Here is an 11,608-nt window from a genome sequence, read left to right as displayed (position 1 = left end):
TAACCTTCTTTACATGATTTTTGTGGTGAATTGATTGTACAACACGAGGACAGCAGTTGTCCTTTTTGTGTACAAAAAAACTGGCATTGATTTTTTATCAATACCAGAAAGTGTATACCCGTCCTTTTTTGATTATTAACTTAGTCTAAAGGTTATTAATGATGACTGATCACTCATTAGTTGGTATGATAAAATTGTAGTTGGTTTTAAAGAGGGTGAAAAGGTGCAGATAACAGGAATTAAAGCTTTAGTAGAAATAGTTATCCAACTCGGAATGATCTGGCTAACCTTTACCGCAATTCAGGGATTTCGACTTGAACGTCTTTTTCGTCATCCCCCGAAGACACTACCGTTAGCGATTGTCTTATTTTCTACAGCGATCGGTTACTTATGCGCCAGTTTTTTCATCGGGTTCATTAATGCAGTTAGCCAACTACCCGGTTTATTGCGTTGACTTAATAAGGAGTTAAATTATGGAAAAGATAATTATTAAGGGTGGTCATCGTTTATTTGGGCGCATTGCCGTTGAGGGAGCAAAGAATGCTGTTTTACCGCTTCAGGCAGCAGGAATCTTTGCCTCTACCGGAACTCTCCACTTAACTAATGTTCCGGTATTATCAGATGTCCTAATGATGAATGAATTATTAAAATTTTTAAATATTCGGGTTCAATTTAATCAGGAGAATCACGTTATTGATTTGAATGCTAGTCAAAAGATTTCATCGGAAGCGCCATTCCAGTATGTAAGTAAAATGCGTGCTTCGATGGTAGTCATGGGCCCATTATTGGCAAGAACTGGTTATGCTAAAATTGCTATCCCAGGTGGCTGTGCAATCGGGTCTCGGCCAATTGATCTTCATCTTAAAGGTCTTCGCCAGCTAGGCGCAGTTATTGAACAGCATGATGGTTACATTGAAGCACGGGCTGATCGATTGGTTGGTACGAATATTTATTTAGACTTTCCAAGTGTTGGTGCTACCCAAAATATTATGATGGCAGCAACAGTGGCTGAGGGAATTACGACAATCGAAAACTGCGCACGTGAACCAGAGATTGTTGATCTAGCAAACGCCTTAAATAAAATGGGTGCACGAGTGCATGGGGCTGGAACTGACGTCATCCGTATCCAGGGAGTTAACTTCTTACATGGCTGTGACTACCGGGTAATGTCTGATCGAATCGAAGCAGGAACCTTTATGATTGCGGCTGCCGCAACTAACGGTGATGTTGTTATTGAAAACGCTGAGAGCAAGTATAATGAACCGTTAATTGCCAAGCTACAGGATATGGGTGTTACAGTGATTGATCAGGATGATGGAATTCGGGTATTAGGAACATCAGTTTTATTACCATCCGCTGTCCAAACAGCACCATATCCTGGTTTTCCAACTGATTTACAACCACAAATGACGGTTTTACAGTTGTTAGCAAATGGTACAAGCATGATGAATGAAACTGTCTTTGAAAAGCGCTTTATGCACCTTGAAGAATTACGACGAATGAATGCAGAGTACCAAATTAAAAATTCAACAGCTGTACTGAGTGGGCCAACAAAGTTTAGTGGAGCGGAAGTTGCTGCTACCGATTTGCGTGCTGGTGCAGCTTTGGTCATTGCCGGATTGGTTGCTCAAGGGATTACTCAAGTTCGTAATTTAAAGTATCTTGACCGTGGATACTATCACCTCCATCAAAAGTTGGCGCGGCTTGGTGCCCAGATTGATCGGGTTAATATTGATGACCAAATTGAGTTAGCGTCTACTGAAGCGGTTAACCATCCTGAACGTGGTTAGTATTTTTCAATTATGTGGTATAATTACCAACGTTATTATAAAGAATTGGCCGGAAGGAGAAATTACATAAATGGCAAAGGATATCGGAATCGATTTAGGAACCGCAAACGTTCTAATTTATGTTCAGGGCAAAGGGATTGTCTTGAATGAACCTTCAGTTGTTGCAATTGATACACAAACTAATAAAGTATTAGCTGTGGGTTCAGAAGCATATCGAATGGTGGGACGGACACCAAGTAATATTCGCGCTATTCGTCCATTGAAGAATGGTGTTATTTCCGACTTCGATGTTACTCAAGAAATGCTTTCATACTTTATCGGCAAATTGAGTGTTAAGGGCTTTATGTCAAAGCCAGACATCATGATCTGTGCCCCAACTAATATTACTGAAATTGAACGAAAGGCGATTATTCAAGCAGCTGAGCAATCAGGCGGGGGTAAGGTTTACCTTGAATATGAGCCTAAGGTTGCTGCGATCGGTGCAGGCCTCGATATCTTTAAGCCACGTGGTAGCATGGTTATTGATATGGGTGGCGGTACTAGTGATATTGCTATCCTTTCACTAGGCGATATTGTTGCTAGTCAATCAATTCGGATGGCTGGTGATAAGTTAAATAATGATATTACCGCCTATATCAAAGATCGTCATGGCTTAATTATCGGTGAACACACCGCTGAACAAATTAAGATGGAGATCGGAACTGCATTGCCAGTTGATGAACCTAAGAAGATGGATGTTCGTGGTCGTGATGTTGCTACTGGAATGCCAAAGCAAATCACAACTGATGAAAATGAAATTGAAGAGGCAATTCACGGTACTCTCGATCAAATCGTTAAGGCAACGATTGGTGTTCTTGAAACTATCCCGCCTGAGTTAGCAAGCGATATTATTGATCGGGGAATTATGCTTACTGGAGGAACTTCACTTCTTAAGGGAATTGATCAACTCTTTAGCGACCAGTTAAAGGTTCCTGTTGTTGTTTCTCAGGATCCGCTTGATAATGTTGCTAAAGGTGCTGGTGAAATGCTAGAACGGATGCAAAAGACTGAAAATAGCAAAAAAGGTAAGGACTAGTGAGTGATTTCGCGTGTCGACTGATTCGGTGGTATCAACGAAACATATCGGCAAAGCGATCATTTAGAGCTTGTCGGTACTATCCCTCTTGTTCTCAGTATACGTTAGAAGCAATTCAGCGCTTTGGAATAAAGGGAATACTGCTTGGAATAGTTCGGATACTGCGGTGTCAGCCTTTTGCCCGTGGTGGTTACGATCCAGTTCCAGCAAAATTTACTTTCCATCGAGTTATAAAATAATAAAGGTGAAAAAGTGGCAAAAAAAGATAAAAAAATTGAAGTTAATGTAAAGGATATTGAACGTCGTCATCAACCAGTTCAGCAAGTTTTCATTGGCAAGCGGCTGATTGGTGAAGTATTAGCGGACGGCAATCGATTCAAAGCCTTGCTAACCGCTGACGAAAGCGAGTTTTATGTTCGTTCTCAAGAAGAAGGACTAGAGGTTGTCCTCCAACAATACCATTTACATCAAGGATAATGCGATGCAGCAGCGTTGCTAAAAATCTCAAAAAAGGAGCTCAAGAATGCAACGTTCTCAAAGTGATGATGAGAGTCGAATTGACTGGGGAATCATTTTCTGTGTTTTACTGTTAGCTTTAATCGGTTTAGCATCGATTTATGTTGCGGCTGTTCATGATACTGGTGGATCAACTAGTGTGATGCGTCAAGTAGTAAGTCAACTGGTTTGGTATATTGTCGGGACAATCCTGGTAATCATAATCATGCAGTTCGACTCAGAACAGCTGTGGAAGGTTGCCCCGCTAGTTTACTGGGTTGGAATATTTTTAATGTTTGCGATCCTAGTATTTTATAGCCGAGCATATTATGCTAACACTGGGGCCAAGAGTTGGTTTGCAATTGGACCATTCACTTTCCAACCATCAGAAATTATGAAGCCGGCTTATATTTTGATGATGGGCCGGGTGATTACAACTCATAATAACCATTATAATGTTCATACGGTTAAGTCTGATTGGCGATTAATTGGGACAATGTTTTTATGGTTATTACCAATTTTAATTTCATTAAAGTTACAAAATGACTTTGGGACAGGACTGGTTTTCTTTGCAATCTTTTGTGGAATGATCCTAGTTTCCGGAGTTACTTGGCGAATTATTGCGCCAACCGCAATTGGACTAATCGTTGTTGGTGGCTCAGCACTGGCAATGGTAACAAGTTCTGTTGGCCGAACGATTTTAGAGCATATCGGTTTTCAAGCGTATCAGTTTGACCGAGTTGATACTTGGCTTCATCCGGAACAAGATACGAGTAACCAGGGCTATCAATTGTGGCAAAGTATCAAAGCAGTTGGTTCGGGAGGAATTACCGGAACTGGCTTTGATAACTCTAAAGTATACGTCCCCGTTCGTGAATCAGATATGGTTTTCTCAGTTATTGGTGAGAACTTTGGCTTTATAGGAAGTGCCCTACTGATTCTTCTCTACCTATTATTAATCTATTTAATGATCCGGGTAACTTTTGATACCAGGAATGAATTCTATGCATATATTTCAACAGGTGTAATTATGATGATTCTATTCCACGTTTTTGAAAATATTGGAATGAACATTGGATTGCTACCACTTACTGGTATCCCATTACCATTTATTAGTGCTGGTGGTTCGTCCCTGATTGGTAACCTGATCGGAATCGGGATGGTAATGTCGATGAGATATCACCATCACTCTTACATGTTTAGTAATAACAAAGAATTTAGATAGATGGGGTGTAGTTGAAGATGGCTACTGAAAGTTATTTTTGGACAGAAAAACAAGATAACGGTAATACACGTTTAGGATTAAATGATAACGGTCGTGATGACCTTGGCCAAGTTAGTTTTATTGATGTTCCTGCCGTAGGAACAAAATTAACTAATGGTGGCAAGTTTGTTGCTGTTGAAGCTGAAAAGGCAGTAACTGATATCGATAGTCCAATTGACGGTGAAATTGTTGCAGTGAACCAAAAAGTAATTGATCAACCGGAATTACTTGGTTCAAGTGACAAAAATGATAATTGGATTGTTGAAGTTAAGGCATAACATTCTAATGCTATATAGTAAGAGGCTTAGGGAGACCGAGCCTTTTTCATTTTTAAAATTAATTTGAATTAGGTATTGACAATAAAAAGTGAACTTAGTATTATAATATCAATCGAAATATTAGAATACTATTTGAAAAGATGAGTAGATACTAATTAATCACTCAGAGAGTTCTTGATTGGTGAAAGAGAATTGGTTGATGGTACCGAAGATGGTCTTTGATTAAAGTGTGTTAGTGAGTCTGATGATAAGCTAATATTGGTTACTGCCCATTATCGCAGGTGAGTATTTACTGACACTTATTGAGGTGATCATTGTGAAGTGATCATAAACTGCGGTGGTACCACGAAGCCTTTCGTCCGTTTAATAATTTGTTTATTGAACGAAAGGCTTTTTTATTGAAAAGGAGGAAGAGTAATTGATTCGGTTTAAGGATGTCTCAAAAACATATGACGGTAAAGAAGGCCCGGTAAAGGCAATTAAAGACGTTAACCTGACAATCCCTGATGGAAAAATTTATGGGATCGTTGGTTATTCAGGTGCTGGGAAAAGTACTCTAATCCGAATGATTAATGGTTTGGAAACGCCAACTACCGGTTCTGTAACCGTTAATGGTCAAGAAATTAGTCAACTAAAAGGAGAGGCTCTCCGGGAAGCCAGATTAAAAATTGGCATGATTTTCCAACACTTCGATTTGTTGTGGTCACGAACCGTTCAGGAAAATGTTAAATTTCCGTTAGAAATTTCTAAAAAGGGAAATAAGGCAGAACGCCAGCAAAAAGCGGAAGAACTAATTAAACTGGTCGGTCTTCAAGGAAAAGAAAATGCCTATCCTTCAGAATTATCTGGTGGGCAAAAACAACGGGTTGGGATTGCCCGCGCACTTGCTAATGATCCTAAGATTTTGTTGTCTGATGAAGCGACAAGTGCTTTGGATCCAAAGACTACGGATGAGGTTTTGGATCTTCTTGTTGATATTAATCGTCGTTTAGGATTAACAATTGTTGTAATTACTCACGAAATGCATGTTATTCGTAAGATTTGTGATCATGTTGCGGTACTGGATGCTGGAACGATTGTTGAAGAAGGCCCGGTTTTGGATGTCTTTAAGCACCCACAACAAGCAATTACGAAACGGTTTGTTAATCAAGAAACATCTACTGGTTCTGCTGATGATACCCAAGTTGTCGTTAAGCAATTATTGGAATCCCATCCTGATGGGGTAATTGTTAAATTAACCTTCCACGGTGACCAGGCAAAATTGCCAATCGTTTCTGAAATGTTACGCCAATTCCCCGAAACAAATATGAGTATTATTGAAGGGAATATTCACCAAACACAAGAAGGATCAATTGGTTCGTTGTATATTCAATTAACTGTTGATAACGACAACCAGGATCAAATTAAGGGCGCCTTAGATTATCTGAAGACAATGAGAGTAGAAACAGAGGTGATTAACCGTGAACAATAGTGGATTTGCTTCATTCTTTGAATTTAATAATGTTGACTGGACAAAGATGGGTCAAGCAACTTGGGAGACCGTTTGGATGACGGTTGTCTCTATGGTTGCGGTAGCAATTTTGGGGATTGTTCTTGGATTGATTTTGTTTGAAACCCAGAATAGTAACTCAATTGGTGCCAAGATTGTTAACTGGGTTGTTGCAGCGTTGGTAAATATTTTCCGGTCAATCCCATTCATTATCTTAATCGTTCTGTTGCTCCCAGCAACTCAAGCACTTGTTGGAACGATTATGGGACCACGGGCTGCCCTACCGTCACTGATTATCTCAGCCGCACCATTCTATGCCCGATTAGTTCAAATTGCCTTTGATGATTTGGATCATGGTGTTATCGAGGCTGCTAAAGCGATGGGAGCTACTCGGTGGCAAATTGTTACTAAGGTTTTAATTCCGGAAAGTTCGCCAGCTTTAGTTTCGGGAATTACGGTTACTACCATTTCATTGATTGGTTACACTGCAATGGCCGGAGCAATTGGTGCCGGTGGTTTAGGGAACCTTGCTTACTTAGATGGTTTCCAGGCAAGCAACAATGCCGTTACAATGATGGCCACGATTATTATCGTCATAATTGTTTTTGTCTTCCAATTTTTGGGTGACACAGTTGTTAAAAAAATTGATAAGCGTTAATTAGAAAACGGAGGGAATACTTATGAAGAAAAAATGGTTAGCAGCAATTGCAACATTAGCATTAGGGGCATTAGTCCTTACTGGATGTGGAAAGCAAAAGGAAACAACTTTGACTGTGGGGGCTTCTTCAACCCCTCACGCTGAAATTTTGAAGCATGTTCAACCCCAATTAAAGAAGGAAGGGGTTAACCTTCAAATTAAGACATTCCAAGATTATGTATTGCCAAACAAGGAGCTAGCAAGTGGTGACCTGGATGCTAACTACTTCCAACACAAGCCATTCTTGGATAACTGGAACAAGAAGAATCATGGAACCTTGATTAGTGTCGGAAATGTTCACTTGGAACCAATTGGCTTCTACTCTAAGAAGTACAAGAAGTTATCTGATTTGCCTGATGGAGCAACGATTCTGGTTTCAAATAACGTTGCGGACTATGGTCGTGTTCTGCAAATCTTAAAGGATGCCGGTTTAATTACATTGAAGCCAGGAACTAAGATTGAATCTGCTAATTTCAATGATATTCAAACTAACAAGAAGAATTTGAAGTTTAAGACAGACCTTGAACCAAAACTCATGACCCAATTCTACAAGCGTGGTGAAGGTGATGCAGTTGTCATCAATGCTAACTATGCGGTTCAAGCGGGCTTAAATCCAAAGAAGGATTCAATCGCGCTTGAAAAGAATACTTCACCTTACGCTAACTTAATTGCAGTTCAAAAGAAGAACAAGAATAATCCAGCAATTAAGAAGTTAGTTAAGGCTCTTCAATCTAAGTCAACTCAACAATGGATTAATAAGCACTACAACGGTGGTGTCGTTGCGGTTTACCCTAATGGTAAATAAAAGAATAATCGTTTCAATATAAATAAATAGCTCCAAGAATTCGGCTTTACCGAAAGCTTGGAGCTATTAGTATTTTAAATTTTAATCCAGTGAATTAACAACATTGAGTTTGAAGAGGAGGAGGTTAAGAGTAACAATTGCAGCCGTAATGATAAATACCATATTATAACTTGAAACTCCAGCAATGGTAGAGCCAAGTAATGGGCCAAAAATATTCCCGATGTACATTGCACTTTGGTTCCAGGAAAAGATTCGTCCGGTAATCATGGAAGAAGTGTTCTTGGTAAGAAGGGTTTGCACTTGAGGAAAAAGACAGGCATCCGTAAAGCCAACCAGAAAGCGAAGAATACCAAGTTCAAACGAGTTTTGGACAAAGGCGGTCAGAAAGAAGAGAATAATTGCGCCAACAAAGCCAGCGATGATAACTTTTTGGGTACCAACATGGTCACCAATTGCACCAAACCGTGAGGCAGCAAGAAAAGTGGCAATTCCAGGGAGGGCTGCAATTACTCCAGAAACGAAGACAACGTTTCCCTGGTGATGCATTAGCTGGTTAACGTAGAGGGAGACAATCGGGTTAATCGAATTATTGGCTGCTTGAATGATTAGGGTAGTGAGGAGCAGGCCAAAGATCAATCGTGGATTCTTAAGTGCAGCAATCACGCCACGTGAGCTTTCAAGCTTCTTATTGGTTATCGGTTGAAAATCGTCTTCATGAACAAAAAAGAGGGCTAAGAAGAAAGCAATCAGAAGTAAAAGACCGGTAATAAAGAAAGTAACCCGGTAACTAAATAACGAAGCAAGGGCACCACCGATAAAGGGACCGAGAAGATTGCCAGCCGTAAATGAGGAAGCCATGGTTCCAAGGGCCTGACCTGATTTCTCTTTTGGCGTTTCTGTTGCGATTAGGGCATTGGAGTTAGAAACGAAGCCGGCAAAGAAACCTTGAGTCATTCGGAGTATAAACAATTGCCAAACATTAGTGACAAGTCCCATTGCTGCTAAGACGATTGCCATGCCGAGGGATGCACGGAGGATCATTAGTTTTCGTCCTTTTTGATCTGCTAATTTTCCCCACCAGGGAGAAACAAAAGCAGAGACAAAATAAATTCCTGAAAAAACTAGTCCAGCCCACATATTTAATTGTTGGTGGGAAAAATGTCCCAGGGTGTTAATATAGAGTGGCAAGAATGGCATTACTTCGGAAAAGGCAATTCCGGCAATAAAAACGGCAATTGCAAGAACACGTAAGTTTCGTTGCCAAATTGGGATTCTCTTTTCTGCCATACGATAACTCCTTTGATTTAAACTTGCAAAATACGAAAAAAGTGCTTTTTATTATAACGCAAAGTACGGGGGATGTTAATTTGAGTCATTCGTGCTCAAATCTAGTAAGATGAACTAATTCATGATATACTAAAGATTCTAGGAAAACGGTAATAAATAAAATTAAACTAAATAAGGTGGTACACGCAATGACTAAAAAGTTAAACATCGCATTGCTGTTTGGTGGCAATTCATCTGAACATGATGTTTCAAAACGTTCGGCGCATAATATCTATGATGCCCTTGATAAAGATAAGTATAATGTTAGCTTATTTATGTTCACCAAGGATGGGGTTCTTCTCGGTAATAGTGCATCACAGCGAATCTTTAATGGTGATGATGAAGATCAAGTTGTTCAAGAAGAATACCAAAAGATGGATCTGAATCAACCGTTAGCACCAATTATGGCATTAAACGAGATGAAGGCTGTTGATCTCTTCTTCCCGGTAATTCATGGTAACCTTGGAGAAGATGGGACCGTTCAGGGACTTTTTAAGCTCCTGAAGAAACCATATGTTGGTTCTAATATTGCGGCTAGTGCGATGGCATTCGATAAAGATTTAACAAAGAAGATCCTTACAGAAGCTGGGATTCGAAATACTCCTTACGTAGTGGTTACACCTGAAAACCGGGCAGATTATCCATGGGCTAAGGTTGAGGAAAAGATTGGCGGCTTGGCATTCGTAAAACCAGCCAAGCAAGGATCTTCTGTTGGAATCCATAAGGTAACAAACGCTGAAGAGTACGAAAAGGCGTTAGATGATGCCTTTAAATATGACTACAAGATTCTTGTAGAACAAGGAATTGATCATCCACAAGAAGTTGAAATCTCGATTCTTGGGAATGAGCATCCAGTTGCTTCTAAGCTTGGTGCTGTTCGTGTTCCTGAAGGCGATTCTTTCTACAACTATGAAAATAAATTTGTGGATGCTAGTGGGGTTGTTTTTGAATTACCAGTAAAGTTACCAGAATACTTAACTGAAGAAATTACTTCAATGGCTTTAAAAGCGTACAAGGTTCTCGGCATGAAGGGAATGGCACGGATTGATTTCTTGGTTGATTCAAATAATGTACCATACCTTGGTGAACCAAATACCTTACCAGGATTCACTAATATTAGTTTGTATCCACAAATGTGGGAAGTTTCAGGAATCGGTTATTCCGATTTGATTGACCGCTTAATCCAACTTGGGTTAGAAGAATTTGATCGGAATAGTAAGATTAAGTATGATTTCCGTAAACTCGGTGAAGAAAAAGTCGGCACTAAAAAATACAATGAAGATTAGAGCATTCACTTTATATTCATTTTTATTTAAAATGTCTATTTAATTTATGAAAAAAGAATAAGAAAATAAAGACTGGTCAAAATAAGTCTTACCAGTCTTTTTTGTTCCAGATTTCTTCGCATAAAGCCATGATTAGTGCTATAATGCATAAGGATATTTTTAACTATGGTTTGTAGATCATTTGATCTTTCTAATAATTTTAGTCATATTATTAATAAGTTGAGGAAGGGAAGAAAATGAAACTCCGAGGAGACGTCTTAAAGAAAATTCGCCGCAAAAGAGGGTTATCACAGACAGCATTAGCAGAAGGTATCTGTACCCAGGCAACGATTAGTTTAATGGAAAAACAGAACCGGTTGCCCAAAATGAATATTCTGACTGCAATTTGTGAACGGCTAAATATTCCCACAGAACGAATTGTGGAGAATAGTGGAAGCGGCATTAATGACCAATTTAATACAATTGTAAATGATTTGGTTGCGGGTAAATTTGAAACCGCTACAGAAGCATTAAATAAGATTCCAGTAAAGAAGCTGGAGAGTGATTTTGATAAGCAACGGTACTATTACCTATTAGGAATGGTTCAGGTTAACTCTAATAAGATTGATGAAGCAATCTTCAACTTTGAATTGGTGTTAACCCAGTTTGCGACAACAAGTGCTAACATCTACCTTGCAATGACTACTGCGGGAATGGCGTTGGCATACTATAAACGTGATGATCCAGAACGGGCAGCAAGGTTAACTGATCGGGCAGTACGATTGATTGATAATAAGAAATTGATCGGGAGCTTACGCCAATGGGCATCAATTTACTGCCAACTTGGTGAACTTTATAGTAACTTAGGTAACTATAAGGATTCAAAAGACATTGTTGAACGTGGAATTGAACTTTGTCGTGAGCATGATTCACTTTTCATTTTGGACGAATTATACCTTATTCGAGGAAAAGATGAACTAGCATTGGGTGACGATAAACAGGCAAAGGAAACTTTGGAAATTGCCCGAAGTATTAGCGTAGCGCGTCGTGAATCCTTCGTTAAGGATGAAATTGCTGCTGAATTAGAAAAATTGAATTAAAAAAGAGTATCTGTCAACTAGTAT

General features: G+C 39.4%; 13 protein-coding genes and 1 other annotated feature. Of the genes, 12 read left to right on the top strand and 1 reads right to left on the bottom strand.

All coding sequences use genetic code 11. From position 1 onward, the window contains the following. Positions 1 to 223 precede the first annotated feature (223 nt). The 10 genes from HUK45_RS07200 to HUK45_RS07155 all read left to right on the top strand — a co-directional run bounded on the left by HUK45_RS07200 (position 224) and on the right by HUK45_RS07155 (position 7,893). A complete protein-coding gene (locus tag HUK45_RS07200; RefSeq protein WP_191911758.1) occupies positions 224 to 454 on the top strand; it encodes a DUF1146 domain-containing protein in 231 nt (76 codons plus the stop codon). Between the two features lie 19 nt (positions 455 to 473). Continuing rightward, entirely contained in the window at positions 474 to 1,790 is a 1,317-nt protein-coding gene (gene murA / locus HUK45_RS07195; RefSeq protein WP_191911757.1) for a UDP-N-acetylglucosamine 1-carboxyvinyltransferase, read from the top strand. A gap of 70 nt (positions 1,791 to 1,860) precedes the next feature. Then, on the top strand, positions 1,861 to 2,865 hold the full coding sequence (mreB, locus tag HUK45_RS07190; protein WP_191911756.1) for a rod shape-determining protein: 1,005 nt from the start codon (positions 1,861 to 1,863) through the stop codon (positions 2,863 to 2,865). After that, complete coding sequence (gene yidD, locus HUK45_RS07185) at positions 2,865 to 3,104, top strand: membrane protein insertion efficiency factor YidD (protein ID WP_191911755.1); 240 nt, start codon at positions 2,865 to 2,867, stop codon at positions 3,102 to 3,104. Before mreB ends, yidD begins: the two co-directional genes overlap by 1 nt. Before the next feature lie 13 nt (positions 3,105 to 3,117). After that, a complete protein-coding gene (locus HUK45_RS07180) occupies positions 3,118 to 3,342 on the top strand; it encodes a DUF2969 domain-containing protein (protein ID WP_003717674.1) in 225 nt (74 codons plus the stop codon). Between the two features lie 46 nt (positions 3,343 to 3,388). Further along, a complete protein-coding gene (locus HUK45_RS07175; protein ID WP_191911754.1) occupies positions 3,389 to 4,585 on the top strand; it encodes an FtsW/RodA/SpoVE family cell cycle protein in 1,197 nt (398 codons plus the stop codon). A 17-nt stretch (positions 4,586 to 4,602) separates the two neighbouring features. Continuing rightward, positions 4,603 to 4,902 carry a glycine cleavage system H family protein gene (locus HUK45_RS07170; protein WP_191911753.1) on the top strand — a complete coding sequence of 100 codons (300 nt, stop codon included), beginning with the start codon at positions 4,603 to 4,605 and terminating at the stop codon, positions 4,900 to 4,902. Between the two features lie 123 nt (positions 4,903 to 5,025). Continuing rightward, positions 5,026 to 5,268 (top strand) — a binding site (T-box leader). A 52-nt stretch (positions 5,269 to 5,320) separates the two neighbouring features. Next, the gene (locus HUK45_RS07165; RefSeq protein ID WP_191911752.1) at positions 5,321 to 6,373 is read left to right on the top strand and encodes a methionine ABC transporter ATP-binding protein; all 1,053 of its coding nucleotides are present in this window, start codon (positions 5,321 to 5,323) and stop codon (positions 6,371 to 6,373) included. 46 nt (positions 6,374 to 6,419) lie between these two features. Then, positions 6,420 to 7,049 carry a methionine ABC transporter permease gene (locus HUK45_RS07160; RefSeq protein ID WP_191911764.1) on the top strand — a complete coding sequence of 210 codons (630 nt, stop codon included), beginning with the start codon at positions 6,420 to 6,422 and terminating at the stop codon, positions 7,047 to 7,049. 22 nt (positions 7,050 to 7,071) lie between these two features. Further along, entirely contained in the window at positions 7,072 to 7,893 is an 822-nt protein-coding gene (locus tag HUK45_RS07155; RefSeq protein ID WP_102168074.1) for a MetQ/NlpA family ABC transporter substrate-binding protein, read from the top strand. 81 nt (positions 7,894 to 7,974) lie between these two features. Here HUK45_RS07155 and HUK45_RS07150 read toward each other — a convergent pair whose 3' ends face one another. Continuing rightward, positions 7,975 to 9,180, bottom strand: coding sequence for an MFS transporter (locus tag HUK45_RS07150; RefSeq protein WP_191911751.1), 1,206 nt, complete (start codon positions 9,178 to 9,180; stop codon positions 7,975 to 7,977). 188 nt (positions 9,181 to 9,368) lie between these two features. On the opposite strand from HUK45_RS07150, the gene HUK45_RS07145 reads away from it, so the two are divergent. Both HUK45_RS07145 and HUK45_RS07140 read left to right on the top strand, forming a co-directional pair. Next, positions 9,369 to 10,505, top strand: a complete 1,137-nt coding sequence (locus tag HUK45_RS07145; protein ID WP_191911750.1) for a D-alanine--D-alanine ligase family protein — start codon at positions 9,369 to 9,371, stop codon at positions 10,503 to 10,505. 236 nt (positions 10,506 to 10,741) lie between these two features. Next, positions 10,742 to 11,584 carry a helix-turn-helix domain-containing protein gene (locus tag HUK45_RS07140; RefSeq protein WP_191911749.1) on the top strand — a complete coding sequence of 281 codons (843 nt, stop codon included), beginning with the start codon at positions 10,742 to 10,744 and terminating at the stop codon, positions 11,582 to 11,584. Positions 11,585 to 11,608: the final 24 nt, after the last annotated feature.

Source organism: Limosilactobacillus urinaemulieris (assembly GCF_014838745.1).
Taxonomy (GTDB): domain Bacteria; phylum Bacillota; class Bacilli; order Lactobacillales; family Lactobacillaceae; genus Limosilactobacillus; species Limosilactobacillus urinaemulieris.
This window is presented reverse-complemented; position numbering and strand designations above follow the sequence as displayed.